Origin of the sequence: Pseudomonas orientalis (genome assembly GCF_001439815.1) — a bacterium.
GTDB classification, from domain to species: domain Bacteria; phylum Pseudomonadota; class Gammaproteobacteria; order Pseudomonadales; family Pseudomonadaceae; genus Aquipseudomonas; species Aquipseudomonas orientalis.
The window spans coordinates 81,204-101,381 of the sequence record NZ_JYLM01000011.1 but is presented as its reverse complement, the minus strand read 5'-3'; the positions used below and the strand labels follow the sequence as shown (position 1 = coordinate 101,381).

Here is a 20,178-nt window from a genome sequence, read left to right as displayed (position 1 = left end):
CCGATGATCAAGGGCTGAACGCTGGCCGCTGGAGGCTCGAATGTCTGTCACGACAAAAGCCGCGCTGCTCAATGCCGCACAGATACACATGCGTTCCAAAGGCTATTCAGCGTTCAGCTATGCCGATCTTGCGGCGCAGATCGGCATCCGCAAGGCCAGTATTCACCATCACTTTCCCACCAAGGAGCGCCTGGGGGCGGAGCTGATCAAGGACTACATCCAGCGCTTTGAAGAGACGCTGGTCACGATTGAGGTCATGCATGCCGATCCGCTGTTGCGACTGCGTGGTTTTTCTCAGCTTTTCGTGATCAGCGCCAACGAGGGGCTGTTGCCGCTGTGCGGCGCATTGGCCGCGGAAATGGCGGCATTGCCGCTGTCGCTGCAGGGGCTCACTCGGTGCTTCTTCGAGTCTCAACTCCATTGGCTGCAAGGCACGCTCAGTGATGCCGCCCGCCAGCATCACTGGGTGCTGGACAAACCCCTGGAGGTCTACGCCGCTATGTTACTGGGTGCCCTTGAGGGCGCAAGTCTCATTAATTGGGCATTGGACGGATCAAACGACCCCTTGTCGGGTTTCAACCATTTACTTGAAACGCTGGCAATGCGGTCTTCACTTATGTGTGCAGGATGACTTATGCAAACTCCTACGAAAAAGTACGTCGTCGATATCTGGTCCGACTTCGTTTGCCCCTGGTGCTGGATTGCCAAGCGCCGTTTTGAAAAAGCGCTGGAGCAGTTCTCCGGCAAGGACAGTGTGCAAGTCAATGTCAGAGCCTATCGTCTAGCCGCCAATCAAGCCCCGGAGCCCATGATCGCGGCGCTCAAGCGCAAGCTCGGCAATCCTCATTCTGCCGATGCGATGATGGACGCCGTCACCCAATACGGACGGTCTGACGGGTTGGAATATCGTTTTGGCACCCTGTTGTTCGGCGATACCGCTGACGCCCACGTTCTGGTCAAGGCGGTACAGGACCCTGTGGTGAAAAAGCGGCTCGTAGAGGCGCTCTATGAACAGAGCACAACTTACGGCAAGTCACTGTTTGATCGCAGCAGCCTGGCGGCCATTGCCAAAGCGGCGGGTGTATCGGATGAGTCAATCGAACACGCGTGGTCGTCCCCTGAGCTGCGCGTAGAGATGGAAGAAGACGAACATTTCGCCGCGCAATTGGGCTCTGGCGTGCCGTTGTTTGTCTTCAATAACGCGTTCTCTGTCGCCGGCGCTCAGCCTGAGGCGGCATTCCTCGAGGCGCTGAACAAGATGCAGGAGAAGGCGCGGTTCGATGAGGGCGCGTTTATCGGCCAGGTCTGCGGCATCGACGGCTGCAAAATTTGACTGGCAACGTGGCGCGGCCTAACAAGAGGCAGCGCTCAATGAGGTCCCGATGAACCGTATCGTTGAATTGAGCGCCCCACAGTTCGCTCGCTTTGTTGCCAAAGGCAGCAGTGTTGTGTTGTTTTCGGCGTCTTGGTGCAAGCCGTGCCAGGAGATGAAACCCATATTCCATGCGCTGGAAGACAAGCTCCACGCCCTGGCCGCCTTTGGGAAAATCGACGTCGCCGTCTCGCCGACCATCGCGCAGATGTATGGCATTCGCGCCGTACCGTCCCTGGCGGTGTTTCACCAGGGACGGTTGCTGCGCGTCATGCCTGGCTCACGTTCAGTCGCTGCCCTGAAGAAAGCCGTACTGGCGGAGCTGGAAGAGGCTCGCTGATCGAGTCTAGTCCGCCTGGTGTGCTCGCGTTGCCGATTGGGACTTACCAGGCCCGTTATCGATAGGATGGGCGCGGTCCTCATTGAAGATGTCCGTCAGCATCGCATTGGCGCGTTGGTAGGCATCATATTGGTATTCGGTGTCTTCTTGTGGTTGCGCGGCCATTTCCTCAAGCATCGCAAGGTTCAGGCGGCGAAACCGATCCGCGCGCTCACGGGCTTCGTAACGCCCCACACCCAGTTGTTCCAGCGCTCTGCGTCCCAGCGCCAGAGCGCTCTCGAAGGTTTCCCGCTCGACCGCTTCGATACCCATCCGGCGCAACATAATGATGTGTCCCATGTCGCGGGCCCGCACCACCAGTTTCAAGGATGGGAAATGCTCCTGGGCCAACCGCGTCAGCGTCAGGTTGTCGTCCGTGTCGTCAATGGCGTTGATCAGCACCAGAGCCTGGTCGGCTCCAGCGGCGTGCAATAAATCGAGGCGTGTTGCGTCCCCGTAAAACACTTTGACCCCGAATTTGCGCAACGTTTCGATATGGTCGGGATCGTGATCCAGCACGACGACCTCAAACCCGCACGACATCAATAGACGCCCCGCAACTTGGCCGAAGCGACCGAAACCGGCGATGATCACGCGAGGATTGCGCTTGTCGATAGTATCCGCCGGCCGGTCGTTGCCTCTGTTCGCCGATTCCAGGCGGTTGAGCACGATGATCAGCAGCGGCGTGACGCACATGGACAATGCCACCGCCAGGGTCAGGCTTTTGCCCCACGGGTCGACCAGGACGCCTGCCACGGTGGCTGCGCCGAAAACCACGAAGGCGAATTCACTGCCCTGGCCGAGAAACACCGCCTGCCAGGATCGCTGCTCTGCAGGGACATTCAAAAAGCGTCCCAGGAGTTTAATCATCAGCAGCTTGATCACGATAAACCCAAGGGTCAGCGTAATCACGGACAGCGGTGAATGGATCAGCGTGCCGAAGTCGATCGACATGCCGACGCCGATAAAGAACAGTCCGAGCAATAGTCCCTTGAAGGGTTCGATATCACTTTCCAGGGCATGCCGGTATTCCGAACTGGCCAGCAGCACGCCGGCCAGAAAGGCGCCCATGGCCATGGACAGACCGGCCTCTTCCAGGAGCAAGCCGAATCCGAACACCAGAAACAATGCCACCGCACTGAAGATTTCACGCAACCCCGAGCGTGCGACGAAACGCAGCACCGGGCGGGAGACGTATTGCCCCAGGAGCACCACTGCCACAATCGCACCGACGATCTTTGCGATGGACAGCAGCAGCTCGGCACCGGAAGGCGTGCCGCCATTAGCGGCCAACAGCGGGATCATGGCCACCAGTGGAATCGCCGCGATGTCTTGAAACAGTAGGACGGCAAAGCTGCTGCGGCCCACGGCGGTGGGCGTCATGTTACGTTCGTTCATGGCCTGCATGGCAATCGCAGTGGACGACAGGCTCAGCGTCAGCCCCACCAACAAAGCGGCACTCCAGTTCAAGCCCAGGGCTGCGCAAAACACAGCAATCGCCGCGCCACAGACCAGCATCTGCAAGGCGCCACCACCAAAGACCATCCGCCGCATCGCCCAGAGGCGCTTGGGGTCGAGCTCCAAACCAATGATAAACAGCATCAGCACCACGCCGATTTCAGCAAAGTGCAGGATCGATTGCACATCCGTGACCAGCTTCAGGCCCCAGGGGCCGATCAGGCAGCCTGCCAGCAGATACCCCAGCACCGGGCCCAGCCCCAATCGCACGGCGATAGGCACAATCAACGCAGCGGAGCCCAGGTAGATAAGCATTTCAATCAGGCTGTGAGTCTCCATATCAATCTTCCTTCCAAGAAGCCAGGCGGGCAGCGTATCGGCGTATTTGAGAGAGCAGGGCGGTCTGGTCGGCACCGTACGCGCCGTGTATTGCTTGCGGCGCCAACCAGCGCATCTGGCAGTAGCTGGCAGTGGCATGCAGCGGCTGAGCCAGAGCGGCGAAGCCTGGATGATCACCGAGGTCGAAGTGATCATGATCGCCGCCGGTGGTCACGGCCCAGAGCATGCTTTTGTCTTTTAGCCCGGTAGCGCCTTTGCCATAGGCCCAGCCTTGGGTGAGGACCTTGTCGATCCACAGCTTCAACAGTGGAGGGTAGCTGTACCAGTAAAGAGGGTGTTGCAGCACCAGCAGTTGCGCCTGTTCTACGGCCTTTTGTTCAGCCTCGACGTCAATATTGAAGTCGGGGTACAGGTCGTACAGCGAGCGAATGGTGACATCCGGATTATTGGCGGCCAACTTGAGCATCAGTTGGTTAACCTTGGATTTATCGGGGTAGGGGTGGGCAAAAACGATCAGAATCATGGAGGTACACTCCGACAAATGTGCTGTTCCTTCAGAACGGAAAAACTCCCGGCCGCTGAGCATGGGAGTGCTCAGCAGCCGGGAGTTATGGTGTTTAAAGCTGAAACCGCTTATTGACCGGCTTGCAGCTTCAAGACTTCCTGAGCCGTGATGGGCTTGCCGGCAATCCCCCAATCTCCGCTCTTGACCTCTTCGAAGATGACCCAGGTGAGGGCGCGCATGTTTTCGCCCTCCACCGAAACCATGGCGTCGGTCACTTTGCGAATGACCTCGGCTTTCTGTTCATCGGTAAAAACGCCTTCAATGCCTTTGATGGTAACGAGTGGCATGGTGTGCTCCTTGGGTTGGACGTGAGATCAGGCCTGGTTTTGCGTGTATTCCGGATAGTCCGTATAGCCTTTGGCGCCAATGACGCCGTAGAACGTGGAGGGATCCGGTTTGGCCAGCGGCCAGCCGTTCTTCATGCGTGCCACCAGGTCCGGGTTGGAGATGAAGGCAGTACCGAAGGCGATCAGGTCGAGTTCGCCTTTTTTCAACTCCTGGTCGGCGAGGTCCTGGGTAAAACCACCGGCGCCGACCAAGGTGCCGCGGTAGGCCTCACGGAATACCGCGCCGAAGCCTTCAGGTGTGCCGGCTGCAGAAATGGTCGTCTGGTAGTTAAGGTGCACGTACGCCAGATCGCGTTCGTTCAACGCCGACGCCACGCTCATCCAGGCCTCGGCCTCGCCGTCAAAGGCCTCCATGTCGTAGATTCGACCAAAGGGCGAAACCCGTACGCCGACTTTCTCTGCGCCGATTTCGGCGGCCAGTGCATCAACGGTCTCCAGCAGCAGGCGCTGGCGATTGGCGATGGAGCCACCGTATTGGTCAGTACGCGTGTTCAGTTTGCTGCTCAGGAACTGATCGAACAGGAACGCGTTGGCTGCCATCACCTCGACGCCATCGAAGCCGGCATCCATCGCCCTGCGCGCAGATGCGACAAAATCCTGGATGACGCGCTGGACTTCATCGGTTGTCAGGGCGCGCGGTGCACTTGGCAGCACCGGGCCTTCTTTGCCGGGCTCGACCCAGGCGTAGACCATGGTCGTGGTGGCGGGAACGGTGCCCGAAGAAACGGGCGCCGCATTACCCGGTTGCAGCGATACGTGTGACAGACGGCCTACGTGCCACAGTTGGGCGAAGATCTTGCCGCCTTCAGCGTGCACCGCATCCGTGACTTTGCGCCAGCCTGCGGTTTGCTCATCGGTGTAGAGGCCAGGGGTATACAGATAGCCACGGGCTTCTTCCGACACCGGCAAACCTTCGGTGATGATCAAGCCGGCCGAAGCGCGCTGTGCGTAATAGAGCACGGTCAAATCGCCGGGAATGTTTTCCGGAGTGCGCGTACGGGTCATCGGCGCCATCACCACGCGGTTGGCCAATGCCAGGCCAGCTAAATCGTAAGGAGCAAACAGCTTATTCATGAGTTATCTCAATGTCGTAAGAGGGGAGTGCAGGCTTATGACTTGTCGAACGCGTCCAGCACGTGTGTGCTGTAGACCAGTGCGGCACCGGCGTTCATGTTGATCGCCACGCCCAGTGCTTCAGCGACTTCTTCGCTGGTCACGCCGACTTTCTTGGCCTCGGCCGCATGGAAGGCAATGCAGCCATCGCACCGGGTAGTCACTGCGACGGCAAGGGAAATAAGCTCTCGGGTCTTGGCATCCAGATGATTGGTCTTGGCCCCAGCGCTACCGAGTGCTGCCATGCCTTTCATGGTTTCAGGGGTGAGTGCATTGAGTTCCATCAGGCGAGCGTTGATGTCTTTGCGGGTTTGCTTCCAATCTTGCATGGTGATTCTCACTGTTTGCGTGGGATTTAACTGCAAACAAGGCTACCATCCAGTTGGTAGGCGTACAATGTTGTTTTGTTGATACCTACTATCAATGAAATTTTTCGCGCAGATTGGCGACGGTTTGGCTTTGATGGGCAGCGATTGCTCTATATCAGCGCGGCAGGCTTACCGTGAACCTCTAGGCACGCGCTGAGTGTCCGGCGCTGAGCACCAGTCCAATCCCGCTCAGTACGGCCAACGATGTCAGGACCAAGCGCGCGGTGAGCGGTTCATCCAGGATAAGTACGCCGGCTAACGACGCTAGTATGGGCACACTCAACTGCAGGGTTGCCGCTCGAAACGATGACAATGAGCGCAAGGCTGCATACCAAATGGCATAACCGACACCCGAGGCAAGGGTCCCGGAGGCAATCGCGCATAGCACGCCTTGGATATCGATCGATGCGTCGGCGATGAACACAATCGCCGCGCCCAGCATCATGGGCACGGCCCTAAGGAAATTGCCGGTTGTAGAGGCTAATGGGTCATGGGCGCGCTTGCCAATGAGCGAGTATGCCGCCCATGCGACGCCAGACAGCAGCATGATCGCCGCACTGCCAGGTGCGGGTGCGCTTGCACCAGGCAACAACAATGCAATGAGCCCGCCAATTGCGAGGGCAAGTCCTGCAATCGCAACGCCCTGCATCCGCTCTCCACGCCAGTACCCGAAGCCCAACATGGTGAGTTGAACTGCGCCAAACAGCAGTAGTGCGCCGGAGCCTGTCTCCAGGTGCAGGTAAGCGTATGAAAAGGCAAAGGCGTAGATAAACAACGTAAAGCCTCCCAGCCATGTACCGGCAGGGCGTTCAGTACGGTTTTTGATCGCCATGATCAGCCAGAGCATCATTGCTCCGCTGAACAAGCGAATCAGCGTGAACGTTGCTGGATCAATTTCGGTGTGGCGAAGTGCAAGTCGGCAAAGAACCGAATTGGCGGCAAATGCCAGCATCGCCAGCCCGGTGAGCAGTACTACTTGGCGGGTTGTTGGCTTGGTCGACACTTCGGGGGAAGGCACCACAGTTAACCCGCCACTGGTGTGCGCAGGGTGACGAACTCTTCCGCAGAGGTCGGATGCACGGCGATAGTCTCATCGAAGAGGCGTTTGGTCGCGCCTGCTTTTAATGCGATCGCCAAGCCTTGAATTATTTCACCCGCATCCGGCCCGACCATATGACAGCCCAATACCTTGTCGGTCTTGGCGTCCACTACCAGCTTCATCAAGGTGCGTTCCTGGCATTCTGTGAGCGATAGCTTCATGGGTCGGAAACGGCTTTCGAAGATCACCACATCGTGGCCGGTTTTGCGTGCGGCTTCCTCGGTGAGGCCCACGGTGCCAATGTTGGGTGCGCTGAACACCGCCGTCGGGATCAAGTTGTAATCCACCGGGTGATACTGCTCAGGCTTGAACAAACGTCTCGCCACGGCCATGCCTTCGGCCAGTGCCACCGGTGTCAGTTGCACACGGCCAATCACATCGCCGAGCGCAAGAACGGATGGCTCGCCGGTCTGATAGTACTCATCGACCTTGATAAAACCTCGGTCATCCAACTCAACGCGGGTATTGTCCAGCCCCAGGTTGTCCAGCATCGGGCGGCGACCGGTGGCGTAGAACACACAATCGGCTTCCAGTACGCGACCGTCTTTGAGGGTGGCCTTGAGGCTACCGTCGGCCTGCTTGTCGATGCGCTCGATATCGGCATTGAATTGCAGGTCCAGGCCACGCTTGCTCAGCTCTTCCTGAAGGTGCTTGCGCACCGCACCGTCAAAACCACGCAAGAACAGGTCACCGCGATACAGCAGTGAAGTCTTGGCGCCCAGGCCGTGGAAAATACCGGCGAATTCGACCGCGATATAACCGCCACCCACCACCAGCACACGCTTGGGTAATGTCTTGAGAAAGAACGCCTGATTGGAGTTGATTGCATGCTCATGGCCTGGAGTATCCGGTACTTGCGGCCAGCCACCCGTGGCGATCAGGATGTGTTTGGTGGTAAAGCGTTCACCGTTTAACTCGACGGTATGGGGGCCGACGATTTTTGCATGCCCTTCGTGTAACGTGGCGCCGCTGTTGGACAACAGATTGCGATAAATACCGTTCAGGCGGGTGATTTCGCGATCTTTGTTGGCGATCAGAGTTGCCCAATCAAACCTCGCTTCACCCAAGCTCCAGCCGAAACCGGCGGACAGCTCAAATTCGTCTGCGAAATGCGCGCCGTACACCAGCAGTTTCTTCGGGACGCAGCCCACGTTTACGCAGGTACCGCCCAAATAGCGACTCTCGGCCACGGCTACTCTTGCACCAAACCCAGCGGCAAAACGCGCCGCTCGGACGCCACCGGAACCGGCACCGATTACGTAAAGGTCAAAATCGTAGGTCATTTCAATTTCCTTGGCTGGCCAGCAGTGCGAATTATCTGCTGTTCGATAGCGGTTAACGTAGGTGGAGGGAGGCCGTTAATTTTCACAAACGCTACCATCCGGTTGGTAGGTGTTCAATTCGGCGTGTGATATTAACGAACTGCCCCCTCTGAAAACCGTATTACCCGCGTAAACGGTTGAACCTTTCGAACCCGCGCTCCAGATCCGCAATCAGGTCATCCGGATCTTCAAGACCAATATGAAGGCGGACTAGGTGCCCGTCGGCTGCCCAGGTCGTAGCACTCCTGACGGGTGTTGGGTCTGCAATCATCGCCAGGCTTTCAAAACCTCCCCATGAGTAACCAATCGAGAACAGCGATAAATTATCCAGAAGTGCATCCGCCGCCGCCTGCGGGGAAGGTTTAGTCAGGAACGAAAGCAAGCCTGAGGCCCCCTTGAAGTCTCTTTTCCACAAGTGATGCTGCGGATGAGAGGCCAGCGCTGGATAATAAACGGCCTCCACTTCGTCCCGGGTTTCCAGCCACTTGGCCACCAGAGTCGCGTTTTTGAAATGACGCTCCAGTCTCACTTCCAGCGTGCGCATGCCTCGCAGGGCCAGTGAGACGTCATCCGGGCTAGCAAACAATCCCGTGTTGAAGTGATATTTCTTGAGGCTGTCCCAGGCTCGCTCCGACGCCGAGACAGTTCCCAGGATGGCGTCGGAATGACCAACGATGTACTTGGTTGCGGCCATGATCGAAAGGTCCACGCCAAGCTCCAGCGATGGAAAGTAAAGCGGGGTCCCCCATGTATTGTCCGCAATAACCAAAACGTCATGCTCGTGGGCAACCTTAGTGATTGCGCGAATGTCTGGTATTTCCAGGGTCAGCGAGCCAGGAGACTCGGCGTAAATGGCTTTTGTATTCGGCTGGATAAAACCTGCGATGTCAGCACCGATGGCCGGGTCGTAAAACGTGACTTCAATACCCAGTCGGCTACCGACGTGTTCAACGAATGCTCTGATGGGTGAATAGACGTTGTCGGCAATCAGCAGGTGGTCGCCAGCACCTACCACACTGAGGATGGCAGTCGTACACGCTGAAAGTCCCGATGGGCAAAGTACCGTGCCTTGGGCGCCCTCCAGTTGCTGCAGGGCCTGGGTGAGTGCTTCAGTCGAAGGGTTATTCCAGCGGCCATACATGTATTTCTGGCGGCCTTCGCGCATGGATTCACAGGTGGGGAACACCACTGTCGAACCGCGATAGACCGGGGTGTTGACGAACCCATGATGCTGCTCGGGCTCGATCGACGCATGAGCGAGCAGGGTTTGTACGCTTTTATATTTTTTCATGCGACCGTCCAAGAATGTCCTGAGGGGCTGACTGCGCGTCTCTGACGCTGTCTTGGATTAAGCTATCAAAATAATTAAATGTCTACCAATAGGATGGTATTTTTTAAAAGACTAGAAAAATCAACAAGGTATTGGTTTTTATAAAATATTCGTTGAACGGCATTCATGTGGATGGTAGGTTTTTAGTGTTTGGGGTGTTCGGTAAAAAATAACAATGCGCAGGAAATGCTTCAAAAAGGTGCGTCACGATGTATCAGTGACAAGTTATAAAGCACTTGTGTTGGATTGCGGACTGGAAGTGGGCGGACATCTTAGATAACACGAAAAAAACACGAACTGCACATCAATAGCGTGGGTGGAATATGAAAAAGAATAATGCCCTGGCAGGACATGACGAATCAGTAACGCGATCGAACTGGCTCGATTCCCATGAGACCGGCTATGCGAAGCATCTAAAAAAACGCCACGTGCAAATGATGGCATTGGGTGGAGCAATAGGAACGGGATTATTTCTGGGGGCCGGCGCGAGGTTGCAAATTGCGGGGCCGTCATTGGCCATTGTGTATTTGGTCTGTGGGGTGTTTGCTTTCTTTATCTTGCGGGCGTTGGGTGAGCTGGTGATGCACCGTCCGAGAAGCGGCAGTTTTGTGTCTTACACCCGGGAGTTTATGGGGGAGGGAGCTTCATTTGTTGCCGGTTGGATGTATTTTTTGGTGTGGACCTTAACCGGCGTCGTGGACATAACAGCGATCGCGATCTACATGAAGTGTTGCGAACCAAGGGTTACGCTGCGTTCAGTTACGCTGACCTAGCGGACGAAGTAGGTATTAAAAAGTCCAGTATTCATCACCACTTCCCTACCAAAGAAGGAATGAGCGTCGCGATTGTTGACAGTTACTTGTTTCGATTCACTAAAAGCCTGGCGAAGATCAATCAGGAAAATGTTGATATTGTTGCGCGGTTAAGGGCGTTCTCTGCATTTTTTTCAGAAAGCTCAAAAAATGGAATGCTGCCTCTTTGTGGTGCGCTTGCCGCTGAGTTATCGGTGCTGCCGGCGCGTCTGAAAGCACTGACGAAAACGTTCTTCGAAATCCATCTTATCTGGTTGGAAGACAACCTGGTCGAAGGTCAAATGGCCCATACGATCACCGTGGGAATCAACCCTAAGGACGTAGCTAGAGCGATTTTGAGCGTGCTTGAAGGTAGCTGCTACATCGCGTGGGCGCTCAACGAAACAATGATTGATCAATCTGGGTTTGAGCTGATCTTGAAATTCACGACTGTGTCATAACCTGGCTCTTGCGGCGTATTGTTGCTCGGAGTCAGCGTTTGTGATCAGTAACTTCCTGGTGGCACCTGTCAATGCCAATCATCCAAATAGCAGCTTCAACGCCAAGCCGATCACCACGATATTGAATACCCACTCCATCCATTCATCGCCTTTGCTTAATGCAAATCGTGCCCCGGCGTTTGCACCAAGCAATGTGCCTGTCAAGAGGTAGCCGCCGTACCGCCAGTTGACGATACCATTCAGGCCGAAGAGTATTAACGAGCCGATTGACAGAGCCAGTCCTCCTACCTTACGGGTGCCAATGGATTCGCTGATCGTTTTGCGAAAAAAATAATGTAGATGTACGTCGACAGTTTTGCTTGCCCGCCAAATAACCCCCAATTGCGCCTACTGGGATGAACAGCAAATAGCCTGCGAGTCGCCTTGTCCAGGAAGGGTGGGGCTCTCCGGCAAGCGGCTTTTTGATTAGCGAAAGCAACACAAGTAACAGCGTGAGTGCCCCAATTATTTTGTGCAGCAGCAGAGGATCGATTTCAATCAGCAGACTCGCCCCCGCCAGCGCCCCAAGCAGACCTAGGAGGGCCGCTGGGAAGGCGGCGGCATAATCGATTTTTCCGTATTGGTGAAAATGACGCAGTCCAGCCAGCATCGTGCCCAGTGAGGCCAAGCGGGCAGTGGCTACAGCCGACTGCGGTGCAATGCCTAGCCCAATCATGACCGGTACTGTGAGAAACACGCTTCCTCCCGTATTGGTGCCGACAAAGCCAGTCACGATACCTAGAATGACCAGGCCAGCCCCTGTCAGCCACTCGCTAGCTATCATTTCGGCGTGCTTGCCGAAGGTAAGTCGGTTAATCGAGTGCCGGTGATCATTACTGCACCCATTGCACGCTATCGAACACAAAGCCCGGGCTAAGAAAGCCTTTTCCCGTGTTACCTGATGCCACGCCGATCTCCAGTGTGTTGACACCTGCATGCAGCGCCGTGGCCGGAACATTGATCTCGAACACGCTGTTGTTACCGCGATAAGTACCTCGAGTAATCCCACGGCTGTCAGGTTGATTCGAGGCCGCTGGCACGGGCGCCTCCCAGTGCTGATTGACACTCACCGCCGGGCGCCCTCCGGCTTGGGCCAGTGAAATAAACAGGCGCAATCGGTAAGCCGTCACCTCGTTGGCGGCCAACACGAATTGGATGCGGGTCGGGCTGTTGACGTCGCGCCATTGCGCGGCGGGGAAGGCGTCGACAGGGCTGCTGCCAACGCTGTAGATGACCGGGGCCCATGGCGCCATGCGTGAATCGCTGGGGTGGGCGGATGCCAGCAGGTGGGCGTTGCGAAAACCCGCCGGCGTGCCATCGGGCATACCGATTTGCCACTTCACCTGGCCGGCCGGCGGCTGCGCCTGCAGGCTGGTTTGCGTGGTGCCGCCGGCGCTCACTGCGGCGGTGGTTTGCGCGACTTCCAGCTCATTCTGGTACAGCGTGACCCGGTAGTATCCAGGTTTTACCCCGGTCACGACGAACCGCCCGCTGCCATCGGCGCGCGCCCAATACTCGGCGTTGGCATTACTCAAACCCACCACTGCAGGCAGCGCACCGGCCACACCGGATACCTGGCCGGCCAGGGTGCCGCGTCCGGTGCTGTCCACGAAGCCCGCAAGGCCCAGGTGATCGTCGACAAAACCCAGGTCGCTCAAGCGTGCATCAGGCCCATCACCGTCGGTAAACAATAGCCCGTAGACCCCGTGCAGGCCGCCGCGAAAGGGCTCGGTCTGGGTGTGGTTGGAGTACATGTAGTTGTAAAGTTCATGGGTGGTCGGGGTTTTCTGGGTGGCAATATCCTTGAAAAATGCACCGCCCGAGCTGAGCTCGCGATTGCCCATCAGCATATACACCGCGACACCCGGGCCTTTTACGCCGTGCAATGGGTCGTCGATCATCGGTTGCGCCGAATAGAACTTGGAACTGGTGCGGCCATCCGCTAGCAGGAACACGTCCTTGCCTTCGATCGCCGTGCCGACATTGGAATCGGTGCCATGCACAGCCTTGGGCAGCTTGCCGACGTTGAGCCGCGCCACGAAGCGCAGCTCGCCCACAGGCAGCAAGGTGGGCGCATAGGTCGCCATGTAAATGGCCGCGCGGCCTTTTTTTGCCAGGTAGTAGTGGATCAAATCACCCGCCCGCGCGCTGATGACGATTACATCACCCACTGTATGCGCCTCGACCTGTGCGCTGCCCAAGCCGGATGCGACCTGCGAGGCCTTGGGTTCGGTGGTCTGCAATTCACTGCCGCGATAACGCAGGGAGACCAGATCGCCATTGCGGGTGTCCACGCTGAACAGCAACTGTGCATCGGTGTCGACGACGATGCGCGAGTCGGTGCGCGTGAAGCCGAAACCGGCGAAGGCAGGGGTCGCCAGTGAGCAGAGCATTAGCAGCAGGACACGTCGCATCAGTGGTTTCCAGGGGTGAGCTGGCCCGCACCGGCATCGCGCAGCACGCCAATTCGCGCAATGTCGGCTGGCTGCGGTGCAACAAGGTATTGACGGTAGGCCTTGAACGCCTCCAGCACAGAAGCATCCCGGGGACGATAATCATCGCCACTCAGGCGCTGCCGGTTGGCGACACAGGGCCTGCCCAGCGCAGCCTGGCAGCCATCGTCGGGCGACGGTGGGAGGGGCGTGAAGAGGGCATACGCGCTGCCCGGTTGCTGGGTATCGTTGAACAGCGGGTGGGACACGTCTTCGAAGTCATTGCCTTCCACCAGTAGATAGGAGCTGGCGGTACGCGACATGACCGCGCCCTGGTATGTCAGATGAACAAACAGGTTATTGACCAGTTGCGCGCGCACTTCGGCATTGCCCATGCCGCCGGAATGAGGGGCGCGTCCCGAGGTGTCATGCACATAGTTGTTGAGCAGCGTCAGGGTGTCGTGATGGCCCAGAAACAACCATACCCAGTAATGATGACCATCGCAGGTCGCGGAGTAGGGCGTGCGGCCGTCGAATTCGTTGTTGGAGATTGTCACATGGGTCGCGCTGCCCCAGCCGGTCACGATCATCTGTCGACCGATACGCGCAAAGGTGTCGTGATCGATCCATACGCCATCGGCATCGTCCAGCGTGAGTGCGTCGCCGCCCCAGACCACGCGGGGATTGATGTCCGAGAGGACCAGGTTGCGCACGATGACATTGTGCGCGCCGCTGCCGATGAACAACCCCATGCCCTGGATACCGGCATGGGCGCCCACACCGAGCAGGGTCTTGTTCGAACCGATCTTCAAACGCTGCAAGCCTGCCTTGTCATAAGTCACCGTGGCCGGCGGTTTAGACTGGCAAAAATGATTGGCGCCGTCGATTGCCCACTGCCCACCGCCGTGGGGGCAGGCGTTGGCCATGCAACCGGCATCCGTGACTTGGGCGCTGCCGTCGGACACAACCGAACCGCGAAAATCAAACGTATGGTCCAGAGCAATCACACGCGGGGTGTCATCGGTGCAATTGCCCCGGGTGTCGAAGCTCGCGCAAAGAGCTTTTTTCAGTTCGTCCAGGGTTGCGGGATGCACGGTGCCAGCCTGGCCACCTCCGGTCACGTCTTTGGCAAAACCGTCGGCATGGCTTGCCCCCAGAGAGGGTTGCGCGACCAGCGCAGCGGCAGCTAACACGAGGGCTGAAAGACACTGGGGAATCGAGAACGTCAACGGCGGTTTCCTGAGGGTTCAATACAGGCGGCCAAGCCTTGCGAAACAGGCTCGCCATGATCTGAATAGGCGCGGTTATTTATCAAATGATTTAAGCCCGATAGTCATTGCTTTCAGCTGAGGTTCAGCAGGGCGTTATCAGCTAGCCGTTTTTAACCGGTTTTCGTCCGTCTCAACCCTGCCTCACGATGCTGCAGCCCGTTACCTTGGAGGTTGGTTGATGATCCCGAGGAGCGTTGCATGGACACCCCCTTTGAGTTGAAAGCTAATCCGCTCGACATTACGCAGCCCTGCGAAACCGAGACTGCCCAAGTCGCATTTGCGAAGGCCCGGCAGGCGTTCAGCACCCATTCTCAGCTGTCGATACGGGCACGTCTGGCGGAGCTGTCCAAGCTCAAACAAACGATTTTGGCCGATCGCTCGATGATCATCGCGCAGGTCATGCAGGAGGTGGGTAAATGTCGAACGGATGCGCTGGTCGCTGAAATTCTCGGCACCCTCGATTGGCTCAACTGGCTGGAAAGCAATGCCGAACGGCTGCTGAGGCCGGAAAAGGTCAAGACGCCGATTACGCTGCTGGGCAAGCAGTCGTTGCTGCTGCACGAACCCTTGGGCGTCGTGCTGATCATCTGCCCCTGGAATTACCCCTTCCATAACGCAATCACGGGCATCGCGGCGGCGATCGTAACGGGCAATGCGGTGGTCTATAAACCCTCCGAACATGCACCCTGCAAGGGGTTGGTCGAGCGCGTCCTGGCGTGTTCGCCCATTTTGCAAGCGCTGGTCCAAGTGGTGTACGGCACCGGCAGCCTGGGTTCTGCGTTGATCGATCAACAGCCGGCGAAGATCTTCTTTACCGGTAGCGGCCCCACCGGCAGCAAAATCATGGCCCAGGCCAGTCGCGAGTTGATTCCGGTCGAGCTGGAGTTGGGAGGTAAGGATCCGATGATTGTATTTGCCGACGCACCCATCGCACGCTCGGTAGCAGCGGCGCTGTGGGGCGGTTTCACCAACGCCGGGCAATCCTGCAGCGGCGTGGAGAGGCTGTTGGTGGAGCACAGCATACAAGATCGTTTTGTCGACAACTTGGTCAAGGAGGCGCAAAAGCTTGTTGTGCGTGTGGGCGATAATGGCGATGCCGATGTCGGGCGCATGACCGTGGACTTTCAGCGCGACAAGGTCATCGAGCATGTCCAGGATGCCCTGAACCTTGGTGCGCGCCTGCGATTCGGTGCCATCCCCAGCGCGAACTGCCTGACCGTGCAGCCAATTATTCTGGACCGCGTCACGCCCCGGATGCGGGTGTGGACCGAGGAAACCTTCGGGCCGGTGTTGCCGGTCATGGCCTTCAGCAGCGAAGCACAGGCCATTGAGTTGGCCAATGATACCCACTACGGCTTGTGTGCCAGTGTGTTTACCGCCGACCCGCAACGCGCGCTGCGGGTGGCCGGTGCGTTGGAAGTGGGTGGGGTGTCGATCAATAACGTCAACATGAGCGAGGGCAACCCAGGTTTGCCGTTTGGCGGTGCAAAGAAAAGCGGCTTCGGCAAACTGCGCGGGCCGGAGGGATTGCTGGGGTTCACCCGTAGCAAGGCGGTGCTGATCGACAAGTCCGGCAGCAAGATCGAAGCCAACTGGTACCCCTACACGCAGCGTAAATTCACGCTGTTCGAACGTTTTATTCAAGCGCTGTACGGGCCGCAACGCTTGCGCCTGCTGGCGATCGCCTGGCATGGTCTGCGGTTGGAAGCGTTCAGTCAAAAGCCTAGGGAGTGACGGTGGTCAAGCCCGCGTCTGGCGCGGGCCATGCCCGGTCCAGCGCTTGAACGCCTTGCGGAAGTTCTGCGCGTCGCTGAAGCCCACCTCATAAGCGACCTCATCCAGCGTCATACGCACATTGCCCAGCAACGACAACGCGCGCTGCTTGCGCAGATCATCCAGAATGGCTTGATAGGGCCTCTGATTCTGCGCCAGGCGTCGGCGCAGGGTGCGCTCGCTCATGCACAGCTGCGCGGCTACGGCAGACAAGTTGAGGGGCGTGCGCAGATCGCGGCGCAGGATACGCTCGATGGATTCGACGAACTCGATTTCGCCGCCCCGTTCGGCACTCATCTCCAGCAACTCCACCACTTGTCGATTGCTCAACGCATCGTGAGTACCGATGGGGGTGTTGGCCCAGTGATTGGCGCAGACAAACAGGTTGTCCTTGCAGTCGAAGTGCACCGGGCATCGGAACAGGTGCTCATAGTGGTCGGCGTAGGTGGGCCTTGGGTAAGTCAGCTCGATCGAGGACGGGCTGAACGCCGGGCCCGCGAGGGTACGCGCGATATTCAGGAGCATGCCGAAGGCTTCTTCCACCAGAAAGGTCAGGACCTCGGGTTCATGAAACGCGCAGGCGACCTGGAGCGTGATATGCCCTGGGGATTCAAGGTGTTCGAAGCTCAACAGCGCGCCGGTCTGCTTCTGCATGTCGATGCCCAGTGCGATCGCGTTGCCGAGGGTGGCGCTGGTCAACATCGCATAACCCACCAGGCCCATGGAGGCGATGGACTCGGTCGCGCTCATGTCCAGGCCCAGCCCTCTGTCGCGGCCCTGGGTCATGTCCAGGGCGCGCTTGATCATCAGGCACGCCTGACGGATCGACACCCGGCTTTGCGGGTTGGCGAGGTCCGCGAGGTTGAAACCCAGCCCCAGGCACAGCCGATCCGGGTCCAGGCCCAGTTGCGCGATCAGCTGCGCCAGACTGCGCAGCAGGTTGACCGGTAAGTCGGCGGTGTGCCGCAGGGGACCGAGCATGCCGTACTCCTTGTCGCGCGGTTATTTGCCCAGCATCAGGCGGGTGACCAGGCGTGTCAGCCGCCCATACGGCGCCGCGACCTTGTCGGACATATTGAAGGGGCTCAGCTTGAATACGCCACGCGCATGGGACAGCCGCACAAACCCTTCATAGCCATGGTAGGCACCCGTGCCGCTTTCACCAACGCCACCGAAGGGCAGGTCGTCCTGGGTCGCGTGCAGCATGGTGCCATTGATCGTCACACCGCCCGAGCGTGTGTGCCGGACCACGTGTTCAACGCAGTTTCGATCGTTGGAGAAGCAATACAGCGCCAAGGGTTTGGGACGTGTATTGATAAATGCCAGCGCCTCGTCGAGGCTGTCATAGGCGACCACCGGCAACAGCGGGCCGAAGATTTCCTCGCGCATGATGTCGGTGCTCAGCGGCACATCGGTCAGCAGGGTCGGTGGGATTTTGCGCTCGGTGGTCTTATCGAACGCGCTGTCCTGCCATACCTTGGCCCCAGCCACGATGGCCTGATCCACCAGGTTCAACAGGCGCTCATAGTGACGCCGCGAAATAATCGAGGTGTAGTCTTTGTTGCCGTCGATGCTGGGGTACAGCTGCTTGGCCGCCGCCATCCATTCGGTGGCAAAGCGCTCGACCAGCTGGCGCGGTACCAGCACGTAATCGGGGGCGACACAGGTTTGCCCGGCGTTGAACAACTTGCCGATGGCGATCATGCGTGCGGCTTTTTTCAGCGGGAAATCAGCCGTGAGCACAACCGGTGACTTGCCTCCCAACTCCAGGGTCACCGGAGTCAGGTTGCGCGCCGCGGCCGCCATCACCAGGCGTCCGACCTGGGAGGAGCCGGTAAACAACAAGTGATCGAACGGCAGCTCACTGAAACGCCCGGCCAATTGCGCGTCGCCGATGACCACGGTGACCTGGTCGGCGGGAAAGGTCTGGGCCAGCAAGTATTGCAGCAACGCGGCGGTGCGCGGGGTCAGCTCCGACGGTTTGATCATCACCCGATTGCCCGCCGCCAGTGCTTCCACCAGCGGCGCCAGGGTCAGCGTCAGCGGATAGTTCCAGGGCGCCAGAATGCCCACCACGCCCAAGGGTTGATAGATCACCTTGGCCGATGCGGGCTTGAAGGCGATGCCCACCTTGCGTTTGCTGGGGCGCATCCAGGCTTTGAGGTGCGCGCGGATATGCTTGATGCCGTTGACGATGGGCATCAGCTCACTGAGTTGGGTCTCGGCGAACGAACGGTTGCCGAAATCGGCGCTCACCGCTTCCAACAGTTGATCATGGTGATCGCTCACCAGGCGTAACACCGCGTCCAGGGCAGCGATGCGCTGCGCGTAGCTGGGAGCACCCTGGGCATACACGGCGGCTTGTTGCGCGGTGAACAGCTCATTGAGCAACGGCACGGGTTCAAGCGAGGAGGGCAGGCTGCTGATGGGCTGGTTCATGACGGTATTCCTTGGGCGTGATGCCGGAAGAGGCGGGTTGGAGCGCGCGGGTCATCAGAAGAAGTTCTTGCCTTCGCCGCGATACGTCGGCACGCGTTCCATCACACGGCCGTTGCTGATCACTAGCAATTCATCGAAACGTTCACACAACTCGCCCGCCTTGGCGTGACGGAACAGCATCGGATCACCGATGTTCAAGGCGTCATCCAGGTTGCCCCGCAAGGGGGTCTGGACTTCGCCGGCGGCTTCGTTGTCGATCAAACGCCAGCCGCCAGGTAACCAGGGCTGGGGCAATCGGTCCTTGCCCGCAGGCCCGGAGGCGATGTAACCGCCGCCGGAACACACCATCACGCCGGGGGCCTGGGTGCGTGTCACGGGCAAGGCAAAGCCGGCGGCGGGCGTCAGTTCAAAGGCTTGGTAGTGGTCGAACAGAGTCGGCGCGTACAGGCCGGAGCCAGCCGCCAACTCGGTCACTGAAGGGTCGAGACGGGTGCTTTCAAAACTGCCCGTGCCGCCGCCGTTCACGAACCGCAAAGTGTGGCCGGCCCTGCGCAAGGCATGCACCACCTGCTCACGGCGTTTATTGACCTGGGCAATGGAACGACGTTTGAGAAAACGGATGATCACATTCTTGATGGCTTGGCCCGGCACCGCGTCCATCAGCCCGGCGATCTGCCCTTCGTAGCCCATCAGGCCCTGCAGCTCGACGCCTTGCGAAGCGGCGATAGCGGCGGCCAGGGCCAGTGCACTCGCCTCGTCATTGGTCGGCGAGCGGTGCACACCGAAGTACAGCCCTGGAAAAACCGAGGACATATCCAGATCGATGGCCAACGGCATGACCACGCCTTGCGTCACCGCGACCTCGTTGATCGCCTGCACCTGAGCCCGATTGTCGACCATCAGCGTAATCGAGCGTCCCCGGCGCAACTGGCAGGCGACTTTGACCAGGCTGCGCGCATCGACCGTCGGGTAGGCCACCACGATATCGTCGAAACCCAGGCTGGCCAGCCAGGCGGCCTCGGCGGCGGAGTAGCACAGCAGGCCCTGCACGAAGGGCGCTGCGCTCATGATCATCCGCATCATCTCCACCGAACGTATGGATTTGGTCACCAGCCGCACGGGCAGGCGCCCGGCACGTTTGCCCAACTGCTGGAGGTTGGCGGTCAGCGCATCCAGGTCGACGAACGCGGCAGGTAACCGCACCCCGTCCAGCACCTGGTGGTAATAGGCGTAATCGCGAGCGGGAAGCAGCGGGGCAGTTTCGACACGGCGCATGAAGG

The 20,178-nt window shown here is 58.5% G+C and carries 21 protein-coding genes; 6 read left to right on the top strand and 15 right to left on the bottom strand.

The window, feature by feature from the left end:
* Positions 1 to 40: 40 nt before the first annotated feature.
* Genes TU82_RS23160 through TU82_RS23150 form a run of 3 tightly spaced genes read left to right on the top strand, consistent with a single transcriptional unit; the run spans position 41 to position 1,712 of the window.
* Positions 41 to 631 (top strand): TetR/AcrR family transcriptional regulator, encoded by a 591-nt coding sequence (locus tag TU82_RS23160; RefSeq protein WP_057725570.1) that lies wholly within the window; start codon positions 41 to 43, stop codon positions 629 to 631.
* A 3-nt stretch (positions 632 to 634) separates the two neighbouring features.
* A complete protein-coding gene (locus TU82_RS23155; protein ID WP_057725569.1) occupies positions 635 to 1,333 on the top strand; it encodes a DsbA family oxidoreductase in 699 nt (232 codons plus the stop codon).
* A gap of 49 nt (positions 1,334 to 1,382) precedes the next feature.
* Positions 1,383 to 1,712: a thioredoxin family protein gene (locus TU82_RS23150; RefSeq protein ID WP_057725568.1), complete on the top strand. Its 330-nt coding sequence runs from the start codon at positions 1,383 to 1,385 to the stop codon at positions 1,710 to 1,712.
* 6 nt (positions 1,713 to 1,718) lie between these two features.
* On the opposite strand, the gene kefC is transcribed toward TU82_RS23150, so the two are convergent.
* The 8 genes from kefC to metC all read right to left on the bottom strand — a co-directional run bounded on the left by kefC (position 1,719) and on the right by metC (position 9,653).
* The gene (kefC, locus tag TU82_RS23145; RefSeq protein WP_057725567.1) at positions 1,719 to 3,548 is read right to left on the bottom strand and encodes a glutathione-regulated potassium-efflux system protein KefC; all 1,830 of its coding nucleotides are present in this window, start codon (positions 3,546 to 3,548) and stop codon (positions 1,719 to 1,721) included.
* Between the two features lies 1 nt (position 3,549).
* Entirely contained in the window at positions 3,550 to 4,071 is a 522-nt protein-coding gene (kefF, locus tag TU82_RS23140) for a glutathione-regulated potassium-efflux system oxidoreductase KefF (protein ID WP_057725566.1), read from the bottom strand.
* A gap of 110 nt (positions 4,072 to 4,181) precedes the next feature.
* Entirely contained in the window at positions 4,182 to 4,400 is a 219-nt protein-coding gene (locus tag TU82_RS23135) for a tautomerase family protein (protein WP_057725565.1), read from the bottom strand.
* 27 nt (positions 4,401 to 4,427) lie between these two features.
* Positions 4,428 to 5,534, bottom strand: a complete 1,107-nt coding sequence (locus TU82_RS23130; protein ID WP_057725564.1) for an alkene reductase — start codon at positions 5,532 to 5,534, stop codon at positions 4,428 to 4,430.
* Between the two features lie 35 nt (positions 5,535 to 5,569).
* On the bottom strand, positions 5,570 to 5,902 hold the full coding sequence (locus tag TU82_RS23125; protein ID WP_057725563.1) for a carboxymuconolactone decarboxylase family protein: 333 nt from the start codon (positions 5,900 to 5,902) through the stop codon (positions 5,570 to 5,572).
* A 181-nt stretch (positions 5,903 to 6,083) separates the two neighbouring features.
* Positions 6,084 to 6,944, bottom strand: a complete 861-nt coding sequence (locus TU82_RS23120) for a DMT family transporter (protein ID WP_478212331.1) — start codon at positions 6,942 to 6,944, stop codon at positions 6,084 to 6,086.
* A gap of 20 nt (positions 6,945 to 6,964) precedes the next feature.
* The gene (gene gorA, locus TU82_RS23115) at positions 6,965 to 8,323 is read right to left on the bottom strand and encodes a glutathione-disulfide reductase (protein WP_057725562.1); all 1,359 of its coding nucleotides are present in this window, start codon (positions 8,321 to 8,323) and stop codon (positions 6,965 to 6,967) included.
* Between the two features lie 160 nt (positions 8,324 to 8,483).
* Positions 8,484 to 9,653 (bottom strand): cystathionine beta-lyase, encoded by a 1,170-nt coding sequence (metC, locus tag TU82_RS23110; protein WP_057725561.1) that lies wholly within the window; start codon positions 9,651 to 9,653, stop codon positions 8,484 to 8,486.
* Positions 9,654 to 10,015: 362 nt separating this feature from the next.
* Here metC and TU82_RS28290 point away from each other — a divergent pair, with 362 nt between their 5' ends.
* Positions 10,016 to 10,465 carry an amino acid permease gene (locus TU82_RS28290; protein WP_231982745.1) on the top strand — a complete coding sequence of 150 codons (450 nt, stop codon included), beginning with the start codon at positions 10,016 to 10,018 and terminating at the stop codon, positions 10,463 to 10,465.
* A gap of 59 nt (positions 10,466 to 10,524) precedes the next feature.
* Positions 10,525 to 10,944, top strand: a complete 420-nt coding sequence (locus TU82_RS23105) for a TetR/AcrR family transcriptional regulator (RefSeq protein ID WP_231982826.1) — start codon at positions 10,525 to 10,527, stop codon at positions 10,942 to 10,944.
* Between the two features lie 78 nt (positions 10,945 to 11,022).
* Here TU82_RS23105 and TU82_RS29370 read toward each other — a convergent pair whose 3' ends face one another.
* The 4 genes from TU82_RS29370 to TU82_RS23090 are packed head-to-tail and all read right to left on the bottom strand — an operon-like array spanning position 11,023 to position 14,644.
* On the bottom strand, positions 11,023 to 11,325 hold the full coding sequence (locus tag TU82_RS29370) for a sulfite exporter TauE/SafE family protein (RefSeq protein WP_276307136.1): 303 nt from the start codon (positions 11,323 to 11,325) through the stop codon (positions 11,023 to 11,025).
* Complete coding sequence (locus TU82_RS23100; RefSeq protein WP_231982746.1) at positions 11,234 to 11,767, bottom strand: sulfite exporter TauE/SafE family protein; 534 nt, start codon at positions 11,765 to 11,767, stop codon at positions 11,234 to 11,236. Before TU82_RS23100 ends, TU82_RS29370 begins: the two co-directional genes overlap by 92 nt.
* A gap of 49 nt (positions 11,768 to 11,816) precedes the next feature.
* Positions 11,817 to 13,397, bottom strand: coding sequence for a rhamnogalacturonan lyase B N-terminal domain-containing protein (locus TU82_RS23095; protein WP_057725560.1), 1,581 nt, complete (start codon positions 13,395 to 13,397; stop codon positions 11,817 to 11,819).
* Positions 13,397 to 14,644 (bottom strand): pectate lyase family protein, encoded by a 1,248-nt coding sequence (locus TU82_RS23090; RefSeq protein WP_420892995.1) that lies wholly within the window; start codon positions 14,642 to 14,644, stop codon positions 13,397 to 13,399. Before TU82_RS23090 ends, TU82_RS23095 begins: the two co-directional genes overlap by 1 nt.
* A gap of 240 nt (positions 14,645 to 14,884) precedes the next feature.
* Between TU82_RS23090 and TU82_RS23085 the strand changes: the two genes are divergently transcribed.
* Positions 14,885 to 16,420 carry an aldehyde dehydrogenase family protein gene (locus TU82_RS23085; RefSeq protein ID WP_057725559.1) on the top strand — a complete coding sequence of 512 codons (1,536 nt, stop codon included), beginning with the start codon at positions 14,885 to 14,887 and terminating at the stop codon, positions 16,418 to 16,420.
* 6 nt (positions 16,421 to 16,426) lie between these two features.
* Here TU82_RS23085 and TU82_RS23080 read toward each other — a convergent pair whose 3' ends face one another.
* Genes TU82_RS23080 through TU82_RS23070 form a run of 3 tightly spaced genes read right to left on the bottom strand, consistent with a single transcriptional unit; the run spans position 16,427 to position 20,173 of the window.
* Complete coding sequence (locus tag TU82_RS23080; RefSeq protein ID WP_057725558.1) at positions 16,427 to 17,440, bottom strand: AraC family transcriptional regulator; 1,014 nt, start codon at positions 17,438 to 17,440, stop codon at positions 16,427 to 16,429.
* A 21-nt stretch (positions 17,441 to 17,461) separates the two neighbouring features.
* The gene (locus TU82_RS23075; protein ID WP_057725557.1) at positions 17,462 to 18,898 is read right to left on the bottom strand and encodes a coniferyl aldehyde dehydrogenase; all 1,437 of its coding nucleotides are present in this window, start codon (positions 18,896 to 18,898) and stop codon (positions 17,462 to 17,464) included.
* A 54-nt stretch (positions 18,899 to 18,952) separates the two neighbouring features.
* Complete coding sequence (locus TU82_RS23070; RefSeq protein WP_057725556.1) at positions 18,953 to 20,173, bottom strand: amino acid deaminase/aldolase; 1,221 nt, start codon at positions 20,171 to 20,173, stop codon at positions 18,953 to 18,955.
* Between the last annotated feature and the right edge of the window lie 5 nt (positions 20,174 to 20,178).

Coding starts and splice junctions, on each gene's coding strand:
- TU82_RS23160 (WP_057725570.1), top strand. CDS start 41: ATGTCTGTCACGACAAAAGCCGCGCTGCTCAATGCCGCACAGATACAC.
- TU82_RS23155 (WP_057725569.1), top strand. CDS start 635: ATGCAAACTCCTACGAAAAAGTACGTCGTCGATATCTGGTCCGACTTC.
- TU82_RS23150 (WP_057725568.1), top strand. CDS start 1,383: ATGAACCGTATCGTTGAATTGAGCGCCCCACAGTTCGCTCGCTTTGTT.
- kefC (WP_057725567.1), bottom strand. CDS start 3,548: ATGGAGACTCACAGCCTGATTGAAATGCTTATCTACCTGGGCTCCGCT.
- kefF (WP_057725566.1), bottom strand. CDS start 4,071: ATGATTCTGATCGTTTTTGCCCACCCCTACCCCGATAAATCCAAGGTT.
- TU82_RS23135 (WP_057725565.1), bottom strand. CDS start 4,400: ATGCCACTCGTTACCATCAAAGGCATTGAAGGCGTTTTTACCGATGAA.
- TU82_RS23130 (WP_057725564.1), bottom strand. CDS start 5,534: ATGAATAAGCTGTTTGCTCCTTACGATTTAGCTGGCCTGGCATTGGCC.
- TU82_RS23125 (WP_057725563.1), bottom strand. CDS start 5,902: ATGCAAGATTGGAAGCAAACCCGCAAAGACATCAACGCTCGCCTGATG.
- gorA (WP_057725562.1), bottom strand. CDS start 8,323: ATGACCTACGATTTTGACCTTTACGTAATCGGTGCCGGTTCCGGTGGC.
- metC (WP_057725561.1), bottom strand. CDS start 9,653: ATGAAAAAATATAAAAGCGTACAAACCCTGCTCGCTCATGCGTCGATC.
- TU82_RS28290 (WP_231982745.1), top strand. CDS start 10,016: ATGAAAAAGAATAATGCCCTGGCAGGACATGACGAATCAGTAACGCGA.
- TU82_RS23105 (WP_231982826.1), top strand. CDS start 10,525: ATGAGCGTCGCGATTGTTGACAGTTACTTGTTTCGATTCACTAAAAGC.
- TU82_RS23100 (WP_231982746.1), bottom strand. CDS start 11,767: ATGATAGCTAGCGAGTGGCTGACAGGGGCTGGCCTGGTCATTCTAGGT.
- TU82_RS23095 (WP_057725560.1), bottom strand. CDS start 13,397: ATGCGACGTGTCCTGCTGCTAATGCTCTGCTCACTGGCGACCCCTGCC.
- TU82_RS23085 (WP_057725559.1), top strand. CDS start 14,885: ATGGACACCCCCTTTGAGTTGAAAGCTAATCCGCTCGACATTACGCAG.
- TU82_RS23080 (WP_057725558.1), bottom strand. CDS start 17,440: ATGCTCGGTCCCCTGCGGCACACCGCCGACTTACCGGTCAACCTGCTG.
- TU82_RS23075 (WP_057725557.1), bottom strand. CDS start 18,898: ATGAACCAGCCCATCAGCAGCCTGCCCTCCTCGCTTGAACCCGTGCCG.
- TU82_RS23070 (WP_057725556.1), bottom strand. CDS start 20,173: ATGCGCCGTGTCGAAACTGCCCCGCTGCTTCCCGCTCGCGATTACGCC.